This window comes from Cecembia rubra (genome assembly GCF_003014575.1).
Taxonomy (GTDB): Bacteria; Bacteroidota; Bacteroidia; order Cytophagales; family Cyclobacteriaceae; genus Cecembia_A; species Cecembia_A rubra.
In genome coordinates this window covers 592,261-611,618 of record NZ_PYGF01000001.1, presented here as the reverse complement: position 1 = coordinate 611,618, position 19,358 = coordinate 592,261, and the positions used below count along the sequence as shown (strand labels likewise).

The following is a 19,358-nucleotide window of genomic DNA, read 5'->3' as shown; positions in this document are numbered from 1 at the left end:
TTTTGTAATGCCCATAAAATAAATATTACAGGATTAACCTCAATTAAAATTTAATTGGTCAGGAATAAAAATTAAATTCACTGATAAACAATTTTGATTGGAATTGGTCTAATTGTTACACCTAAAAATTATGAAGAACGATCAGAAGATTTACATCATTGGAGCAGGCATTTCTGGCCTGATTGCCGCTTATGAATTGGAAAGAGCCGGATTTAGTCCAATCATTTTGGAAGCATCAGATAGAGTGGGAGGAAGGGTTAGGACAGATGAATTCAAGGGCTTTTTATTGGACAGAGGTTTTCAGGTTTTGTTGACCGCTTATCCTGAAGCACAGCGGTATCTTGATTTTCAGGCTTTGAATTTGAAGTATTTTGATCCAGGGGCTATAATTCTCCAACCTGGAAATTCATTTATCATTGATGATCCATTGAGACATCCCTCTAAATTGATCAACATGGCTTTTTCTCCTGTTGGAACATTGATGGATAAAATCAAAATTTATCAGTTGACCCAAATGCTTAAGCAAAAAACAGAGGAAGAAATTTTTTCAGAGCCTTCCACCACAACACTTCAGTTCTTGAAAGATTTTGGGTTTTCGGAAAAAATAATCAATAATTTCTTCCTACCGTTTTTCAAAGGAATCTTTCTGGAAAATGAATTAAGCACTTCCTCGAGGATGTTCAAATTTGTCTTCAAAATGTTTTCTCTAGGACATGCTGCTGTACCTGAAAATGGCATGCAGGCCATACCAGATGAGTTGAAAAGCAAATTGACTAAAAGTCAATTTAGATTCAATGCTCCCGTCAAAAAGGTGGAGGGTAGAAAAATCCATCTGGTAACAGGGGAGGATTTGGAGGCTGACGCCATTATCATTGCTACCAGGCCAGATAAGATTTTGACGCAGCTTCAAGGTCAGTTTAAGCCTTCCAGAAAAGTCGTAAACCTTTATTTTTCATTGAGCCATTCTTTTATTGCCCAGCCAAAAATTGCCTTGGTCACAGATGATCAGTTTTTGACCAATAACCTGGTCTTTATGACTGATGTAAGTAAAGCTTATTCAAAAAATAACAAGGCCCTCTTATCCGTATCCATTACCAAACCTGTGGAGGTAGATGATAAACTTGCAAAATTGATCGCCATAGAGCTTTCAGCACTCACAAAAATCAAAGCGGAATATTTCGAGCATTTGCAAACTTATGAGATCGAGGAAGCGCTTCCACAAGTGGAGGATATGGGATACAGCCTTCCTTCCGGAAACACCAAAATTCAGGATGGTGTCTTCTTGGCAGGAGATTATTTGTTGAACGGTTCGATCAATGCTGCCATGACAGCGGGCCGAAAAGCGGCTGAAGCGGTCATTTTAAGTCTTCAACCTACCTATTAATTGAAAAAAACGGTTGCCATAGCAGGAGCCGGGGGCTATATAGGAAGGTGGTTTATACACCAGTTCAAGGACAAGTACAAGATCATTGCACTCAGCAGGAGAGAGGCCGCAGAAAACTCAGATCCAGATGTGGATTGGAGAAAAGTTGAGCTTTTTTCCATCACCTCCACCATAGAAGCTCTTAAGGGAGTGGATTATGCGGTATACCTGATCCACTCTATGAGTGCATCTACCCGTCTTAACCAAGGCTCATTTGAAGATACAGACCTTTTGTTGGCAGACAATTTTGCCCGTGCAGCGGCCGCTAACAGAATCAAACAGATATTGTATTTGGGTGGTATCCTTCCAAAGGAATTAGGGATCCAAAAGATGTCCGTCCACTTACGGAGTAGGCTTGAGGTGGAAGAGGCCCTGTCGTCCAGTGGTGTACCAGTTACAAGTCTCAGAGCAGGAATAATAGTAGGTCCCGGAGGATCTTCATTTGAGATGATCCATCATCTTATTGAAAGACTTCCTGTCCTTATATGTCCAAAATGGACACTTTCCCAGACCCAGGCAATTTCTCTTAGGGATACCTTGACGATATTGGATGCCTCTATTGGAAATGAATTATTATATGACAGATCACTGGAATTGGGTGCACCTGAAGTACTGACATACAAAAGTATGCTTGAAATTACAGCCAAGGTGATGGGTAAAAAGCGCTTGATTTTGTCAGTACCTTTTTTCTCAATTGGACTATCCAAACTTTGGGTGAGTTATTTTGGCAAAACTCCTGCTAAGTTGGTTGCCCCTTTAGTCGAAAGTCTAAAGCACACACTTACCGTATCTGAAAATTTAAAATTCAATTTAAAGGAGTTAACTTATCTAAACTTCGAAGAAAGTGTCAGGCAAGCTTTATATCCTGCCAATACATTGCCAAATATTCCGAAATTCAAATCTGAAAAGGCAATCGAGAACACCGTTCGAAGTATTCAACGCTTTCCAAATACCAGGCACCGTAGCGCGCTTTGGGTAGCCAATCGCTATAAAGTATGGTTGCCTACTTTTTTCAGATTTTTGATTCATGCCAAAGAAAATAAAAGAGGAGCCATAGGGTTTTATTTATTGGCAATTAAAAATCCAATGTTACAACTCACTTGGATTCCTGATCGTAGTGATATAAAAAGGCAGTTGTTCTATATCAGTGGAGGATGGCTGGTCAAGCGCTTTGATTACGGTTGGCTGGAATTCAGGGAAGTGCTTGGAGGAAAATATATGATTTCTGCCATCCATGAATTTGTACCAAGATTACCTTGGTATTTATATGTCAATACCCAGGCAAGGCTGCATTTATGGGTAATGGACCAGTTTAAAAAATACCTTGAAAAATATAAATCGGACGTTTAAAAATCTCTCACTAAATGATCGTAAATTTACTTCAAGCAATGGTTGATAAAATTACCTTAATTAATAATTCTGTACCAAAATGAATGCTCTGACTTTTAAAAATGGAGATAAAATGCCTATCATAGGTTTAGGAACTTGGAAATCCAAGCCTGGAGAGGTTTATCAAGCAGTTTTGTGGGCCATCGAATCAGGTTACAGGCATATCGATTGTGCAGCCATATATGATAATGAAAAAGAAGTGGGCATTGCGTTAGAAAAAGCATTTAAAGATAATATGGTAAAAAGGGAGGAAATCTTCATTACCTCCAAACTCTGGAACAGTTGTCATAGATTAGAGGATGTTCAGCCTGCTTTGAAGAAAACTCTTAGAGATTTGAAACTGGATTATTTGGATTTATATCTGATACATTGGCCTGTGAGTTTTAAGCATGGTGTCGGATTTGCCCAGACCAGAGAGGAGTATTATACCTATAGCGATGTTCCACTTTCTCAGACATGGGAAGGCATGGAGCATTGTATTAATGCAGGGCTTACCAAGCATATTGGGGTTTCCAATTTTAATATTTCAAAATTGACCGAAATAATGAAATCGGCATCTTTAGCCCCTGAAATGAACCAAGTTGAATTACATCCTTTCTTGCCACAGAATAAGCTAGTTGATTTTTGTAATAAGAACGGTATTTTACTCACAGCTTACTCCCCATTAGGTTCAGGAGACAGATCAGCCTCCATCAAAATGCCCGATGAGCCCAGTCTATTGGAAAATAAAATAGTTCGGGAAATTGCAGACAGAACCGGCCTGAGCCCAGCTCAAGTTTTAATTGCTTATTCTTTGACAAGAGGCATTGCTGTAATTCCTAAATCCGTGAATAAAGAAAGGATTTCCCAAAATCTTGCCGCAATGGACATTCGACTTTCCACTCAGGATATGAAGGCCCTTTCGCAAATTGGTACATCATTTCGGTACGTTAGCGGTTCCTTCTTTACGGGTGCTATCAGTCCTTACCGTTTGAGTGACCTATGGGAACAAGAGTAAGCCATGTTGGAGAAATACAATAAATACAGTTTATTAAAAATTTTAAAAGACAGCATCATTGATTTCTCGAATGGGGAATCCATAAATTTAGCAGCAGCAACTGCTTTCTATACTATTTTCAGCCTACCGGCACTTTTGCTTTTATTGCTCAATTTTGGAGCAACGTTTTTAAGCCAATCAAAAATGAAGGATGAAATATTGTCACAGGTAGAGGCAATGGCAGGGCAGGAAAGCCGTGTAACCTTAGAGGAAATCCTTGGAAATTATATTACCAGTCCAGATTTTGGAATTGCTTACATAATCGCATTTTTGATTTTGGCCTTCAGTGCCACAACAGTTTTTATAAGCATTCAAAATGCCATCAACCATATCTGGCACATAAAAGCAAAACCCAAAAAAGGCATTCTAAAATATGTTGTAAATAGGCTTCTCGGATTTCTATTGGTTGGTTCCATCGGTCTAGTTATGATAGCTTCCCTGATCTTGGAAGCGGCATTGCTTATAGTCAGTGAGTATTTGACTGAGTATATAGTTGAAATTAACATTCAACTTTTTGCTTTGATTAACTTCGCAGTAACACAATTGGTTCTGGTAATAATATTTGCTCTTATGTTCAAAATATTACCGGATGCAAGGGTAAGATGGAGAGACACCTGGCTGGGAGCCATCATTACTATGGTACTTTTTGGAATTGGCAAGTACCTGATCAGCCTTTACATAGGTAACAGTGACCTGGGTACTACCTATGGTGCAGCGGGCTCTTTGGCTGTACTCTTGGTATGGATATATTATTCTTTGGTTATTTTCCTTTTTGGTGGTCAATTAACCTATTATTTGGCAGAGCATATAGGAGGTGGTGTGGTACCACTTCCACAAGCTGTAAAAGTAGAGCTTAAAGAACTTGACTCAAATTAATCTGAATTGAAAATAATTAGGAAGAAGTAATGCTAGGTTTACGCTATTGGATATCAAGAATCCTTCTGACCAATAATTCCCATTCCTCTTGAAGGCTGCAAGAGGGTCTAGTTTCTCCTGATCTCCTGTACCAATAATCCGCATTCCATTGATCACCCTCTTTTCGATGTAGGTAGGCATGAACTCTGGCAGAAAGTTGATCTGCCGGTCCGTCAGCCAAATCATGAGCTTTTTTCCAATTGCCAATACCATCATACCACAAAGCTTCTAATTGGCTACTTAAATTGGCCGGTTTTTTTTGCTGTTTTACTGATTGAAGGAAACTATCAAATTCCATGGTGATAAGATTTAAGTTAAAAGGGATAGCCAATCCCTATATTGAATACAGTTTGACCTCTGGAGCCAAGGAAATTTCTGAAAAAATCATCTAAAATAAACCTTTCCCCAAGTGGTCTGGCAGGATCAACAGCTTTGACACCCATATCTAACCTGAAAACGAGGAAATCGAAATCCATCCTTAAACCTATACCTGTACCCACAGCAATTTCTCTCCAAAATCTGTTAAATTCAAAATTAGCCCCAGGTCGCGTTAGGTCTTCCTGAAAAGTCCAGCTATTGCCCAAGTCTATAAAAAATACCCCATCAAAGTATCCATATAATTTTGAACGAAGTTCAAACATGCCTTCAAATAAAATATCGGCAGGTTGTTCAAATCTATAATCAAAAGCCCCATTCTCCAAAGTTTCAGGGGTAAAGGAACCAGGTCCTAATCGTCTGGGTTGCCAAGCCCTGATTCCTGTACTACCTCCGGCAAAAAAATACTTCTCATAGGGAAGGATACCGTTACTGATGCCATAAGGCCTGGCCAATCCTAAATTTAGTCTATAGGCAAAAGTTTGGTTGTTAGTAATTGGAATATATCTTCTAAAATCTGATTGGAATTTTAAGAACTGGAAATAGGCCAAGTTTCGATTGTTAATAAAGTCTTCACTGAAAAAATTCAGCGTTGTTCCTCCACTTTCGAGAAATATCCTCCACAAAGAAGCTCTGTTCCTTTGGAAAAGCCCATATTGATTGAAATTGATGATAACCTGTCCAGAAATACTGCTCACGTAAGATGGTAGGAATGAATTGATCAGGTTGTTACCTTGATTTTGTAAATCTTCCAGAAGTGCCCTGAAATCCCTATTTAGATTGGATCGGATAAAATTGGCATCTAGTACATTGAATGTGTATTGTTGTTTTAGGTTCCTGGTATTCCAGTTGTATGCAATGATTCCATTGACACTTTCCCTTATATATTCAGGTCTGTTGACATAATTGTAACCAATCAAAGTCCTTGTATTGGGATTGTATCGGCCAAATTTTTGAAGTGAACTTTTATTGAATGGAAATAAAAACTGTGGAAATATAACTGATGCTGAAGTATTCAATTCCCGGCTTCGAAATACCCCACCTTCATTAGTGGCTGATACCACACCTTCCAAACCAGCCCGGAAGAAAAATTCAAAGATTTCAGCACCCCTAAATAGGTTTCTGTTTCTCAAGGAATGGCTGAAAAAAGGACCAGGGACTTGTTCTGTAATACTCGCTCCCAACTGGTTGGTAACCAAGTATTTCTGATTTGGTTGGGTGTAGATTTTTGGTCTAAGTACATTGCCTAAGGTATCAAAAGCAATGTTCACAAACCTGAACAAATCAAGGTTGGCCAATTGCCTTTGTGTTTCAATTACATCCGTTCTATTATAGAGATCTCCCTTATTCAAAAAAATCCTCGAGGCTATGACTTTTTCTGAATATTTATCTTCATAAACTTCAAAATTAACATCCCTGAAGGTACTTTTCTTACCCTCATCGTATAATTCGGTAGAAGGCGGATCAATGGAAAAATAAACCGAATCCAGAAAAAATACCTGATGTTTTTCAGCAAAAATCGGTTTTCTGATTACTTGTTCAATGTCAACTTTTTTTTCTAAGGTATCTTTATAGACATTATATTCTATGTAGGATCTGGAAAAGGTATAATAACCATTTTCTTTAAGAATATCCTCAACCCTTTGCCTTTCCCGGGTAATGGCTGATTGGTCGTAGCGGTTGGAAGGTTTAATCTGTGATTTTGTCTTATGGTTTTGCAGGATCAGGTAGATGTTTTCATCGTCAGACCGGGTATAAAAAGTATCCACTAGATAAGGACTGTTTTCAACAATCAGATAAGTTAAATAAGCTTTTTTTTTTCTAGTATGAACCTCAAAATCAGTTTCTGCCTCAAAAAAGCCATTGTTCAAAAGGTAATTGGCCATTTGTCTCCTGCTTTCTTCTGTTTTGGTGTAATCCAAAACGACCCTGGGATTTCCAGTTCTCATAAAAAAATTACCAAACTCGATTTTCTTATTTAGGGAGCTAATGATACTATTGACTTTAATCAGCCTTTTCCTCTGATTTTTTGTAAATCCTCCGGAATCTGATTCTATCCGAAGTAATTCAAGCCTTTCTTTCTCATACCTGGCTTTTTTTTTCAACGGTTTGATACTGTCATAAGTTGATTCCCCAAATCTGTATAAAGTTACTCCAATGGAAGTATTGAGTAGTGGAATTCTGGTATTGGGTTCCTGCTTTGCCAGATTTAACAGGTCATTTTTATTGGTCAGCTTATTACCTTTGACATCAATGTCATAAAGTAAATATTCTCCTTCTTTCAGTCCTTTTGTCAAAGAACAGGAAGAAATTAAAATCAGCAGAAAAAGAAAGTTTATATATTTGGACATGTTCACTACTCCGAAATTATCCGAATGTTAAGCAAAAATACGCTTAAGTTTATTAAATCCTTGCAACAGAAAAAATTCCGTAGGGAGGAAAAGGCTTTTTTTGTCGAAGGCTCCAAAAATGTAACGGAATTGCTTCAGTCTGATTTTGAAGTGACCCATCTTTTATTCACAGAGAAATTTGCCAGGGAATACCACCAGCTTATTCCAAGTTCAGGTGTTAATCTAGTAGAAGTTAGTCAAAAAGAACTGGAAAGTGCAGGGACTTTCCAATCCAACGATAGTGCTTTAGCCGTAGCAAAAATAAAGGAAAACATATCTTTTGAATTAAAATCAAATGAATGGGCAATAGCTTTGGATGATATCAGAGATCCTGGAAATCTTGGTTCAATAATCCGAATAGCAGACTGGTATGGGATAAAAAAATTATTGATTTCCAATGAATCAGCTGATATCTACAATCCCAAAGTGCTACATGCTAGCATGGGTAGTTTTACGAGGGTGATCACCTACTATACAGATTTGGAAGGATTTTTCTCAAAAGGGAATTATCCTATTTATGGAGCTTTTTTGGAAGGTGAGAATATTTACAATGTTAATTTTGGTCAAGGCGGTATCATTTTAATGGGTAATGAATCGAATGGGATCAGCCAAGAGGTAAGCAGATTTGTCAGCCAGAAAATTTCAATTCCAAAATTTGGTCATGCAGAATCGTTAAATGTAGCGATTGCTACTTCAGTTATCTGTGATAATATGAGAAGACAAGCCCATATTCAATCAAAAATTAAAGGACAAAATGGCTAATCTGAGAAATAACCTCGGCAGGGTTGGATTAAATACATTTTTCTTTTTGTTGATAGCGATGATTTTTTTAGCAAAGTTTTTTCCTGAATGGGGAACTTCAGACAGCCCTCTTCCTTTGAAGGGAATTACCGGAGCCGGGATTTCTTTTATATTCTTCTTCTATGGGGTGAAATTAAGCCCGCAGAAATTATGGGAAGGGCTAGCCAATTGGAAATTACATATTGTGGTGCAAGCCACTACTTTCTTTGTTTTTCCAATTGTAGTTTTAATCTTTTACGGTCTTTTTGGAGAAGAAGGCAATTACCTTTGGCTGGGAACCTTTTATTTGGCTGCTTTACCCTCCACGGTGTCATCATCTGTGGTGATGGTTTCCATTGCAGGAGGAAATCTGCCGGCAGCCATTTTTAACGCCAGCATTTCCAGTATGGTAGGCATCTTTATTACCCCAATCTGGATGGATATTATGCTTCCTGAGACTTCGGTTTCTTTTGACCTAACTGACACTTTTTTCAAATTGAGTCTTCAGGTACTGTTTCCTGTGATTATTGGTTTGTTATTACATAAACAGTTGATTGGTTTTGTAGAAAAGAACCAGAAAACTTTGAAAAATTTCGATCAGGGTATCATTCTTCTTATAGTTTTTACAGCATTTGCTGAGTCTTTTGCTGAAGACATGTTCTCAGGTCATACCAATGCTGAACTATTTGGACTGAGTTTCTTGATGTTGGCATTTTTTGGATTCATGCTTGTCCTGATGTACTTTATTTCAAAAGGATTCCGCTTTTCCCGTGAAGACACCACTACAGTTATGTTTTGTGGAAGTAAAAAATCCCTGGTTCAGGGAGCTGTAATGGGCAGAGTGATGTTTCCTGATCCGGTGGTTTTTGGTGTGATTTTATTGCCATTGATGATTTATCATGCACTGCAATTGATGGCAGGTTCGGCATTGGCACAACGGATGGGGGAGAAGAAAATGGAAAAGAACTAAAATACTTTCTATTAAATAGAAAAATAATAACCTATTCCTTTGATCGTGATAATTTCCACTTGCCGATCTGCTTTCAGGTAGTCCCTCAGCTTAGTGATGTAAACATCCAGGTTTCTGGAATTGAAATAGCTGTCATCTCCCCATAATTGCATAAGTATTTTCTTCCTTTCAGTGGTCTGATTGGGATTCTCCAACAATATGGTCAAAATTCCTGCTTCTTTATGAGATAATCTTCTGATTTCACCATTTGGTTCCTTTAATTCATAACGGGATGGGTTAAAAATGAACTTCCCAAATGGAATTTCAAGCTTTTGGTTATTTTTTTGACTGTTGGTCAAAATTAATAGATTTTCAATTCTTGCTATTAATTCTTCCAAACTAAAAGGTTTCTTTAGATAGTCATTACCGCCTGATTGAAATCCTTTTAGTACATCTTCGACTTGACTTTTTGCAGTCAGAAATAATATGGGAATTTGTGGGGAATGCTTTCTGATTCCAGCGGCCAATGTATACCCATCCATTTTGGGAAGCATAATGTCCAATACGCAGATGTCGGCTTGGGAATTAGGGAATATTTTAAGTGCACTCAAGCCATCCTCCACCATGATGACGTCGTAATTTCTACTTTGAAGACTTTCTTTCACGATTTTGCCCAAAGCGGGCTCATCTTCTACATATAAGATCTTGGTCATAATTTTTGGAATTGAATGGTGAAAACCGATCCTTGCCCTTCCTTAGATTCAAGTGAAATTTTTCCTTTATGTAATTGAAGTATCTCTCTCACTTGTGCCAGACCCAATCCATATCCTTTTACATCATGTACATCTTCTTGAGGTACCCTGATGAATTTTTCAAATATTTCTTTTTGGTAAGCTTCCGGAATGCCTATGCCCTTGTCTTGAATCTGAAGGTTGATTTTTCCTCCCGATTGGTTCAGTTTTACTTTAATATTTTTTTCACCTTTACTGTATTTGACAGCATTGTCAAGTAAATTGAAGATGACGAGTCCCAGTTTTTCCCAATCACCTTTAATAGAAAAATCACTCCCTTCTTTCAGGTATTGAAATTCAAAATTTTGATGGTCCAAAATTGGTTTGAAAGACTGGATTTTTTCCTCCAGCAGCACATCCAATTCAAGGGATTTAAAACTTACTTTTTGGTCTTTTTCCAAAAGACTGGAAGTAAGGATGTTTTCTGCCATCTTGGTCAGTCGTTTCAGTTCGTTTTTTGCAATCTGAATATATTCTTTCCTTAAGTCTTCTTTTTGTTGGCTTCCAAAATTCTCCAGTGATTCCAAAACAATGGCTACTGTTGCCACTGGGGTTTTCAATTCATGGGTAATGTTGCTGATAATATCATTTTTTAAAAGATTGAGCCTTTGTTGCTTGAGCATGTTCCTGTACATGGCCAACATGGACCAACTGATAAAAAGAATTACCAAGAGGGCAAATAGGGAAGGTACGAGCATTTTCTTGTAAAGGAATACATGGTAATGATCGAGGTAACCTTGAATTCTAACCCCAAATGGAATTCTTATTTCCTCTAAATTGATGACATTTTTGGGCAGCTGGGCAATCGGCTCTTCCACATGGTATTTTCTAACCTTGGCATTAACTTCATATCCTCTTGCAATAAGTGCTTCATTGAATGTGCTTTCTATTTCTTCGGGGGACAAAGATTCTTCATTCATTCTGAAAGTAAACTTTTTTCCCTCTCCCAAACTATCTAGACCTAACATAAGGGGCCTAACCACTGCCCTTATAGAATCAATGGGTATCTTTTCACCGCTTGAAATCACCTGAATCTGCCTATTGACCTGGCCTTTGGTCCCTGCTTGGTTTTCCTCCTGTCTGATTTCAATCCTAAAAGCCCTTATCGTATCCTGGGCGGTTTTTTTTTCTATTTTCAAAGGGGTGACAAAAGCCGAATCCGGTAAACCGGAGATAAAAACAGGAGTCATTTTGCGCAACACCAATGAATCCAACATGTCAGTGACTGTATTTGCAAACAATAAGGTGGCCTCCTGTTTTAGACTAGTCTTATAATCTTGGTAAACAGATTTAAGCCAAAAAAACTGCAACACCAGTATCGTCAGGACACTGGAAACCATAAGTATCAAGTAACGGAGGTTTTTTCGCTGCATAGGACAAATATAAAGGGTTTATTTTCCTTTGCTTTCAGCCATTAACCTTAATTAACCTTGTATTCAGGTTGCTTAACCTGCTTTTAAATTTTCTTATTCTACTTTTGGGCAAATAAAATTCCAAAATCATGAAAAAATATCTTTTAGCCATGTTTGTATGTGCCTCCTTGGCATTCATTTCTCAGCAAGTTGAGCAAGGTGTGATTACATATTCCACTAAAGTCAATGTACACAAAAGAATTCCTGCAGAACAGGAGGAAATGAAAAAAATGGTTCCTGAATTCAACGTCACAGAAAATCTCTTGGTCTTTAGCGGCGAGGAGAGTCTTTATAAGCCTGTACCAATCGATGAAAATCCTTTTGACCAGGGGCCGGGAGCAGGAGGACCTAGGATGATGCGAATGGTTTTACAAAATGAAATACATGTTGACAGGTCCCAAGAAATCACGACACAATTGAGAGAGTTCATGGGTAAGAAATACATTATTCAAAAAGAAATTGCAAGGATTCCTTGGAAATTGGGTCAGGATTCGAAAGAGATTCATGGCATGCTTTGTAAAAACGCCTTTTATACTGATGAGAATAATAGGGAAATAATGGCTTGGTATACAGAAGAAATCCGCTTACCCATAGGACCCGAAAGTTTTAATGGATTACCTGGATTAATCCTGGAAGTAAGTATCAATACGGATGATATCATCATCACAGCAAATAAAATCGACTTGAGAGCACTGAAGAAAAATGAACTTAGACTTCCAAAAGGGGGACAAGAAATAACGGAGGAGGATTATAGAGCGATGGTACAGGAACAAATGGAAAAAATGGGGGCTCAAAGTGGGCAAGGTGGATTTAGGATGATGATCAGGAATTAAACTCGGAAACAAGAAACAAAAAACAAAATTAGATACCGATTTTCAAGTTCGAAAAGCATGCACAAGATATTCTTAGCAATTTTAGTAATATTTTTGACCTGTGTTCAAGTGTCTGCCCAGACCAATAGATGGTCGGTGTCAGGAACTGTTAAGGATAAGGATGGGAAAGCATTACCATCAGCTACAATAACCATTTTAGATCCTAAAGATTCTACTTTGGTGACATTTGGGGTGAGCAATCCAACCGGAAATTTTGAGATTAAAAATCTGAAAGAGGAAGAGTTGCTGATCCAAGTGTCTTTTGTGGGGTTTTCTACTTTCTCAAAACTTATCCAAAAACCTAATGCTTCTGTTTTAATGGCTTTGGGGGAAATAGCTCTTAATGAAAAAACAGCCGACTTGGATGAATTTACAGTTGAAGCTATAGCCCCTGTAACGATTAAGAAAGATACCATTGAGTTTAATGCAGGGTCTTTTAAAACCATGCCTAACGCCAATGTTGAAGAATTGCTAAAAAGGCTTCCTGGAGTGGAAATTGATTCTGAGGGTAATATCAAAGCACAGGGTGAAACTGTAAGGAGAGTTTTGATTGATGGCAAGGAGTTTTTTGGAAATGATCCCAAACTTGCCACAAAAAACCTTTTGGCAGAAGCTATTGACAAAGTCCAGATTCTTGACCGCCGGTCAGAGCAATCGCTTTTTACAGGTATAGATGATGGACAAAGAGAAAAAACCATCAATCTCAAGCTTAAGGATAGTCATAAAAGGGGGTATTTTGGAAATGTTACAGGTGGAATTGGTACAGATGACAGATATAGCTTAAGAGGAAATCTCAATAAGTTTTCAGATAAGCAACAACTTTCATTTTTGGGAATGTCAAACAATACAAACGAACAGGGATTTTCAATAGATGATTACATCAATTTTCAAGGTGGCTTACAAAGTATAGCAAGTGCAGCTGGAGGAATGGTAAGGATAAATGTAGGAGGTCCTGGGGGAGCGCAACCTGCAATTCCATTGAACAACGGTCAAAGAATAAATGGTGTGATGAACAGTAATGCATTTGGAACCAACCTGAACAAGGATTTCAATAAAAAGACCCAAATGAGGAGTAGTTATTTTTTCAATAAACTTGACCATATAATAACACAGAATACGGATAGGTTAAATTTCTTTCCAAATGGCGATATAGGTTTCAATGAAAACAGTTATCAGGATAATTTGTCTTCCAATCACCGATTGAACCTGATTATTGACCATAAAATAGACAGCTTAAATTCCTTAAGGTCTACCACAAATGGACAATATACTTTTACAGACCGCTTGGTGAACAGTACAAGTACGAATAGAGATGGAGATGGTAATTTATTGAACAGGGGAGAAAGAAGCAATTTCACCAGAGGAGATAATTTCCAACTCAACACTGAATTATTGATCAGGCACCGTTTTTCCAAACCCGGTAGAACCTTGTCTTCCAATCTGATTTTTGGCTATAATGAAGGAGATTATGTGGGAAATCTTTATGCAGAAAATGAATTCTTTGGAAGCAGACCGGCATTGGAAATTATAAGGCAAGACAACTTCCAAAGGAATATCACATACAATTATGGAGGAAACTTTTCCTATACAGAGCCATTGGGTGGCAGGAAGTATTTGGAATTGGTATATAATTTCAGACAAAACCTGAATGAAGTGGACAGGGAAGTCTATGATGTGGAAGGAGAAAATAGGGTATTTAATCAGTCTCTAAGTAACAAATTCAATTCTGTCTATACCTATCATAGGCCTGGTGCCAATATTTCTTATAATTCTGGGAAGTATAACCTCGTAGCAGGTGTCGCCTTGCAGGCTACAAGGTTAAATGGGGAATTACTGCTTTTTGATGAGATCATCAAAAACAATTTTGAGAACTTTTTACCTAGTCTGAGAATGAATTATGGATTTAGCAATTCTAAAAATCTAATGTTCAATTATCAAACTTCGGTTACTGAACCCAGTATTGAACAATTGCAGCCGGTAATTAATAATGCCGATCCCCTTAATATCTATGTAGGCAATCCAGAATTGAGACCTGCATATGTTCATAGCTGGAGAATAAATTATAATAGTTTTGACGTGGGTAGATTCATTAATCTTTTTGCCAGTGCTTTTTTGAATTTCACGGAAAATGCAATTGTAAATTCTCAAAATATTGATGAGAGATTGGTCAGAACAATTACCCCGATGAATGTAAGAAACAGTTTGATGGCCAATACAAATTTAAACTTAGGTTTTCCAATCAAACCACTTAATAGCCGATTCAATATTGGACCAAATTTATTATACAACCAGGGTTATAACATGATCAATGACCTTGAGGATATCATTCGTATCAAAAATTTTGGAGGAAATATCAGGTACGATTACAATTGGAAGGAGTTTGTAAATCTTGGCCTGTCTGCTAATATCAGTCGCCAGGAAACAGCCTATGATTTCAGTCCACTGCAAAATCAGTTATTTTTTAACCAAACTTATAATGCAGAACTAGGGGTCAATTTTCTCAAACAATACAGCTTTACAGGCAATTTTAATTACCTCAAGTACAATTCAAGGACTACAGATTTCAACGAGTCAATTCCTTTGTTGAATTTAGCTATTAGCAGGTTCATACTCAAATCAAACAAAGGAGAAATCCGACTGTCTGGTCAGAATTTACTTAACCAAAATATAGGCGTATCACAAAGAGCAGATGTAAATTTTATTGAACAAACTGTCACCAATAACCTTGGAAGAATTGTAATGTTAAGTTTTACTTATAAACTCAATAGTAACCTTAACCCTATGAATAACTTATCGCGGCCAGGTTCAGGGATGAGAACATTTCGGATGATGAATTGAAAAATGATTTCAATTTCTCTTAAAAAGATATCGGACTTCAGGGATGGTGTTTTTGAAGCGAATGGCAGGGAATTATCCCTGCCATATTTTAAAATGCTTTGTTAATATAAAACCCTAAACCTAATGGTTCCTGGGATTTTTTTCATAACATCAATGATTTCAGGAGAATAAGCTTTGTCAATATCTGTGATGACATACCCTATTTTTTCGTTGGTTTTGAGGTACTGTCCTACAATATTGATCTCATGTTTGGCCAGGCATTGGTTAATTTTTGCTAGGACCCCTGGTTCATTATGATGCAAATGGATCAACCTATGGGCATTTTGAAGGAATGGCAATTGAATATTGGGGAAATTCACAGAGTTAAAGGTATTTCCGGTATTGATATAATCCATGATTTTTCCTGGGACAAAGCGGGCAATGTTCTGTTGCGCTTCTAAGGTTGATCCTCCAATATGCGGTGTAAGAATGGTATTTCTGGTCCCGACTAATTCGGATACAAATGGCTCATCATTGTTTTTTGGTTCTTCCGGAAACACATCTACCGCAGCACCGGCCAAATGACCACTTTCAAGGGCATTTTTCAAGGCTTTAATATCTACCACATGACCTCTACTGAGGTTTAGTAAGTAAGCCCCTTTCTTCATCAATGCAATTTTAGATTCATTGATCAGGTTTTTATTTTCCTTCCTTCCATCGACATGGAGGCTGATCACATCACATGTAAGCAAAAGTTCATCCAAAGAATCCAGTTTGGTGGCATTACCCAAAGCGAGTTTCTCTATGACATCATAATAGTAAACATCCATGCCCATGTTTTCTGCTAGTACAGATAATTGGGCACCTATATTTCCGTAGCCTATAATCCCCAGTTTTTTTCCTCTGATTTCAAAACTTCCGCTTGCAGATTTGTCCCATTTGCCTTGGTGCATTCCCAAACTTTTATCATGGAAGTTGCGCATCAGGAAAATAATTTCAGCTATGGCCATTTCAACAACTGATCTGGTATTGCTAAAAGGTGCATTGAAAACAGCTATACCTTTTTCTGTGCAGGTTTCAAGGTCAATCTGATTAGTTCCAATACAAAAAGCTCCAATTGAAATAAGTCTATTAGCATTTTCTAGAACTTTTTTAGTGACATTGGTTTTTGAACGGATTCCTAAAATGCTAACATTCTTTATTTTTTCAGCCAGCTCGTCTTCGGAAAGGGCAGATGATATCACTTCGACATTGTATCCTTCATGTTTCATCAGTTCAATTCCAATAGGATGAACATTTTCTAAAAGGAGTACATTGATTCGGCTTTTTGGGTAGGAAAATTTTTTATTCATTTTATTGACATATAGGATTTCATCTAAACTAGGGGCAATATGGTCTGCTTTGGCTGTAACTTTTGCCCTTTCCACATTTTCGGTGAAAGCATAGAATTTATTGGCAAGTCCAGAGGCTTTGATTTCATAATCCGTGTATCCATCTCCTATGACATAGATATCTCCTTCTAAATTAAGTCTTTTGATTGTTTCAGATTTCCCCCCATTGTTGGATAGTACATTGTCCCTATTGAAATCAACAATTTTACCTGAATCATTGTAAATGAATTCATTGGCATAAACATTTTCTGGTTTGATGCCATATTCACTTACTATTGGAGTAATGAAATCTCGGAAACCATTGGAAATTATAATGATATCATCAGCATGTTCATGCAAAAATTCTTTATTTCTTTTGAAAGATTTGGATACCTTAGGTTTGAGCGCATCAATAAGTTCTGTTATCTGGGACTTACTTGCTTCCAAGATTGCAAGCCTTCTTTCCAAACTTTCTCTGAAATTAAGAGAGCCATCCATTCCCATATCGGTAATATCTTTGATGGCCTTTAACTTCTCATTTCTCTTCGGGTCATTTTTCAAGCTAATTTCACCCAACACGTCCAATGCTTCGACCTGGGTAAATGTACTGTCAAAATCAATAATGAATTTTTTATTGTGGGGCATTTCTATTGCTGATTTTTAATCTTGTCTCCTCAAAATTATAATATTATTAAAAAATAAACCCATTTATTGAATAAAATCATTTTGTGATTTTTGGCACTTATGAAAGGAAATCGATTGAATTACGTTTAAACCCAAATAATCTAATCTATTTTTCATAAAATAAATTTTCCAGCAGTCCTTAAAAAGGTGATGATTAGCCGATTGGCATAAAAAAAAGTGGTTTAATTAAACCACTCTTTCGATTTAGGCATTTACAAGAAATTATTTGATGGATTTGATCAATCTTTCATTTAATCCAACATAATCTGGGTTTTTAGCTTCTCTAGCCATTTCCATAGATTTTTGTGCACTTTCAATTGCATCCTTTTTCATTCCCAATGCCAGTTCAATTTTAGCTTTTAAGTGCATTGTCCAGTATTTTGGGTCAGCATCTACAGATTTTTTGATCCATTCATAAGACTTGGGGATGTCTTTGTTATTTGTAAAATAATAGTTTGCAGCCTGATAATAAAGACCTGGATTTTGGGGCTCCCGGTCAATTACCAATTCCTTGATCTGTGCCATAACAATGCCATCCACTTCCGTTTCAATTCTGAATTTTACTCTGGTATTTTCCCATTTCATTGCTATTGAGGCTCCAGTATCGGTAATGTCTATGAAATTAATTTCCATAGTTTCATATTTTTGACCTGTTTTTCCAGGTTTAACAGAGAATCTCATTACATCATCAGAGGCATCATACCCAACAGCTCCCCACAATTTTGTATTTTTAGACAAGATAATGGTCCAGCTTGATTTGCCTGGAATTGAATAAATTGCATAACTTCCAGCAGGAAGATTTCTGCCTTCCACTTTTACATCTGTTGAAAAAGTTAAAATAGTGGCAGCATTTGCTCCTGTTCTCCATACCTGACCATAGGGGACCAGCTCTCCAAATATTTTCCTTCCTTTCATACTTGGCCTACTATATTCAATGCTTACATCAGTCAGTCCAACTTTCTGACTGATCTGAGCGGCTGGACTCGCTTGTGGCATTTGGATTTGCTGAGCCATTATTTCTGGTAATCCGAAAAGCATTACAATGAAAGTGAATAAGATGGTTTTGTTTTTCATTTCTGTTTTTTGTTAATAAATTTATGTTATTTACAATAATTTTTTTGAATTTTAAATGGTTCTCATAAATTTGTTTTAGTAGTCATTGAAGAAACCGAACCAACTAATTATATTGATCGTTCTTAAGAATAATTAATTGTTGATTTAAAACAAACGCAATGGGTATTGCAATTATTTCACCTGGTAGGGATGTTACAGTTTGGGTCGAAAATATAAAAAAAATAGATCAGAAAATAAGGATTCAGGTTTATCCTGATATTTCTGATGATAATAATGTTGAGGCAGTAATTTTATGGCAACATCCCAAAGGAATTTTGGACAGGTTTCCTAACCTTAAATTGGTTTGTTCAATGGGGGCAGGAGTAGACCATATTCTTTCAGATAAAAGTATTCCCCATAACCTGCCTATCACAAGGATAGTGGATTCCAAACTTACATTTTCCATGACCAATTATGTGATTATGGGAGTTTTGAATCTGCACAGGCAGATAGACAGGTACAAAAGTGATAAAAATAGAAGAGTATGGGATATGTCAAATCCCGAGCTTCCCATTTCTGTTGGGGTAATGGGAGTAGGTGAGTTGGGCGGTGATGTGATTGAAAAACTACAATTTATGGGAATTTCAGTTGCAGGACTCGGAAATACCATTAAAGAAAATTCCGGGTATCCATATTTTGACAGAAGTCGGACAGATGAATTTTTAAAAAGCATCAATGTTTTGGTTTGTATGTTGCCGCTTACTCCCGAAACAGAAGGGATCTTGAATATAGATTTTTTCAGGAGATGTAAAAAAGGCACTTATTTGATCAATGTTGCTAGAGGGAAGCATTTAGTGGAAATGGATTTATTGAAAGCTTTAGATGAAGGTTTTATTTCAGGTGCATTGTTGGATGTGTTCCAGCAGGAACCATTACCTGAAGACCATCCTTTTTGGGAAAGAGAAGAAATTACCATTACCCCACACATAGCAAGCGTGACCAATCCTGAGGCGGCTGCACCGCAAATTGTTGAAAATTACCATCGAATGTTGAACAATCAGCCATTGGTTAATAAAATTGACAGAAATAAAGGATATTAATC

The 19,358-nt window shown here is 37.2% G+C and carries 15 protein-coding genes; 9 read left to right on the top strand and 6 right to left on the bottom strand.

All coding sequences use genetic code 11. From position 1 onward, the window contains the following. The first annotated feature begins 130 nt into the window (after nucleotides 1–130). The 4 genes from CLV48_RS02485 (at nucleotide 131) to CLV48_RS02470 (ending at nucleotide 4,724) form a co-directional block, all read left to right on the top strand. Nucleotides 131–1,384, top strand: a complete 1,254-nt coding sequence (locus tag CLV48_RS02485; protein WP_106565641.1) for an NAD(P)/FAD-dependent oxidoreductase — start codon at nucleotides 131–133, stop codon at nucleotides 1,382–1,384. After that, on the top strand, nucleotides 1,385–2,773 hold the full coding sequence (locus tag CLV48_RS02480) for an NAD-dependent epimerase/dehydratase family protein (protein ID WP_106565640.1): 1,389 nt from the start codon (nucleotides 1,385–1,387) through the stop codon (nucleotides 2,771–2,773). It abuts the gene before it with no gap. 79 nt (nucleotides 2,774–2,852) lie between these two features. Beyond that, entirely contained in the window at nucleotides 2,853–3,809 is a 957-nt protein-coding gene (locus CLV48_RS02475) for an aldo/keto reductase (protein ID WP_106565639.1), read from the top strand. Between the two features lie 3 nt (nucleotides 3,810–3,812). Further along, the gene (locus CLV48_RS02470) at nucleotides 3,813–4,724 is read left to right on the top strand and encodes a YihY/virulence factor BrkB family protein (RefSeq protein ID WP_106565638.1); all 912 of its coding nucleotides are present in this window, start codon (nucleotides 3,813–3,815) and stop codon (nucleotides 4,722–4,724) included. A 43-nt stretch (nucleotides 4,725–4,767) separates the two neighbouring features. Here the strand turns inward: CLV48_RS02470 and CLV48_RS02465 are convergent, their stop codons facing one another. Together CLV48_RS02465 and tamL are read right to left on the bottom strand one after the other, a co-directional pair. Then, nucleotides 4,768–5,061 (bottom strand): hypothetical protein, encoded by a 294-nt coding sequence (locus CLV48_RS02465; RefSeq protein ID WP_106565637.1) that lies wholly within the window; start codon nucleotides 5,059–5,061, stop codon nucleotides 4,768–4,770. Nucleotides 5,062–5,077: 16 nt separating this feature from the next. Beyond that, nucleotides 5,078–7,489 carry a translocation and assembly module lipoprotein TamL gene (gene tamL, locus CLV48_RS02460; protein ID WP_211299878.1) on the bottom strand — a complete coding sequence of 804 codons (2,412 nt, stop codon included), beginning with the start codon at nucleotides 7,487–7,489 and terminating at the stop codon, nucleotides 5,078–5,080. Nucleotides 7,490–7,513: 24 nt separating this feature from the next. Here tamL and CLV48_RS02455 point away from each other — a divergent pair, with 24 nt between their 5' ends. Beyond that, nucleotides 7,514–8,290, top strand: a complete 777-nt coding sequence (locus CLV48_RS02455; RefSeq protein WP_106565635.1) for a TrmH family RNA methyltransferase — start codon at nucleotides 7,514–7,516, stop codon at nucleotides 8,288–8,290. After that, nucleotides 8,283–9,278 (top strand): bile acid:sodium symporter family protein, encoded by a 996-nt coding sequence (locus tag CLV48_RS02450; protein WP_106565634.1) that lies wholly within the window; start codon nucleotides 8,283–8,285, stop codon nucleotides 9,276–9,278. Before CLV48_RS02455 ends, CLV48_RS02450 begins: the two co-directional genes overlap by 8 nt. 11 nt (nucleotides 9,279–9,289) lie before the next feature. Here the strand turns inward: CLV48_RS02450 and CLV48_RS02445 are convergent, their stop codons facing one another. Next, entirely contained in the window at nucleotides 9,290–9,970 is a 681-nt protein-coding gene (locus CLV48_RS02445; RefSeq protein WP_106565633.1) for a response regulator transcription factor, read from the bottom strand. Further along, nucleotides 9,967–11,421 (bottom strand): sensor histidine kinase, encoded by a 1,455-nt coding sequence (locus tag CLV48_RS02440; RefSeq protein WP_106565632.1) that lies wholly within the window; start codon nucleotides 11,419–11,421, stop codon nucleotides 9,967–9,969. The genes CLV48_RS02445 and CLV48_RS02440 overlap by 4 nt, the downstream gene beginning before the upstream one ends. A gap of 128 nt (nucleotides 11,422–11,549) precedes the next feature. Here CLV48_RS02440 and CLV48_RS02435 point away from each other — a divergent pair, with 128 nt between their 5' ends. After that, entirely contained in the window at nucleotides 11,550–12,293 is a 744-nt protein-coding gene (locus tag CLV48_RS02435; protein WP_106565631.1) for a GLPGLI family protein, read from the top strand. A gap of 57 nt (nucleotides 12,294–12,350) precedes the next feature. After that, on the top strand, nucleotides 12,351–15,170 hold the full coding sequence (locus CLV48_RS02430; protein ID WP_211299877.1) for a TonB-dependent receptor family protein: 2,820 nt from the start codon (nucleotides 12,351–12,353) through the stop codon (nucleotides 15,168–15,170). Between the two features lie 101 nt (nucleotides 15,171–15,271). On the opposite strand, the gene serA is transcribed toward CLV48_RS02430, so the two are convergent. Next, the gene (gene serA, locus CLV48_RS02425) at nucleotides 15,272–17,164 is read right to left on the bottom strand and encodes a phosphoglycerate dehydrogenase (protein WP_106565630.1); all 1,893 of its coding nucleotides are present in this window, start codon (nucleotides 17,162–17,164) and stop codon (nucleotides 15,272–15,274) included. Nucleotides 17,165–17,425: 261 nt separating this feature from the next. Further along, nucleotides 17,426–18,277: a DUF2911 domain-containing protein gene (locus CLV48_RS02420; RefSeq protein ID WP_106565629.1), complete on the bottom strand. Its 852-nt coding sequence runs from the start codon at nucleotides 18,275–18,277 to the stop codon at nucleotides 17,426–17,428. A gap of 158 nt (nucleotides 18,278–18,435) precedes the next feature. Between CLV48_RS02420 and CLV48_RS02415 the strand changes: the two genes are divergently transcribed. Further along, nucleotides 18,436–19,356: a 2-hydroxyacid dehydrogenase gene (locus CLV48_RS02415; protein WP_106565628.1), complete on the top strand. Its 921-nt coding sequence runs from the start codon at nucleotides 18,436–18,438 to the stop codon at nucleotides 19,354–19,356. The last annotated feature ends 2 nt before the right edge of the window (nucleotides 19,357–19,358 follow it).

Coding starts and splice junctions, on each gene's coding strand:
- CLV48_RS02485 (WP_106565641.1), top strand. CDS start 131: ATGAAGAACGATCAGAAGATTTACATCATTGGAGCAGGCATTTCTGGC.
- CLV48_RS02475 (WP_106565639.1), top strand. CDS start 2,853: ATGAATGCTCTGACTTTTAAAAATGGAGATAAAATGCCTATCATAGGT.
- CLV48_RS02470 (WP_106565638.1), top strand. CDS start 3,813: ATGTTGGAGAAATACAATAAATACAGTTTATTAAAAATTTTAAAAGAC.
- CLV48_RS02465 (WP_106565637.1), bottom strand. CDS start 5,061: ATGGAATTTGATAGTTTCCTTCAATCAGTAAAACAGCAAAAAAAACCG.
- tamL (WP_211299878.1), bottom strand. CDS start 7,489: ATGTCCAAATATATAAACTTTCTTTTTCTGCTGATTTTAATTTCTTCC.
- CLV48_RS02455 (WP_106565635.1), top strand. CDS start 7,514: ATGTTAAGCAAAAATACGCTTAAGTTTATTAAATCCTTGCAACAGAAA.
- CLV48_RS02450 (WP_106565634.1), top strand. CDS start 8,283: ATGGCTAATCTGAGAAATAACCTCGGCAGGGTTGGATTAAATACATTT.
- CLV48_RS02445 (WP_106565633.1), bottom strand. CDS start 9,970: ATGACCAAGATCTTATATGTAGAAGATGAGCCCGCTTTGGGCAAAATC.
- CLV48_RS02440 (WP_106565632.1), bottom strand. CDS start 11,421: ATGCAGCGAAAAAACCTCCGTTACTTGATACTTATGGTTTCCAGTGTC.
- CLV48_RS02435 (WP_106565631.1), top strand. CDS start 11,550: ATGAAAAAATATCTTTTAGCCATGTTTGTATGTGCCTCCTTGGCATTC.
- CLV48_RS02430 (WP_211299877.1), top strand. CDS start 12,351: ATGCACAAGATATTCTTAGCAATTTTAGTAATATTTTTGACCTGTGTT.
- serA (WP_106565630.1), bottom strand. CDS start 17,164: ATGCCCCACAATAAAAAATTCATTATTGATTTTGACAGTACATTTACC.
- CLV48_RS02420 (WP_106565629.1), bottom strand. CDS start 18,277: ATGAAAAACAAAACCATCTTATTCACTTTCATTGTAATGCTTTTCGGA.
- CLV48_RS02415 (WP_106565628.1), top strand. CDS start 18,436: ATGGGTATTGCAATTATTTCACCTGGTAGGGATGTTACAGTTTGGGTC.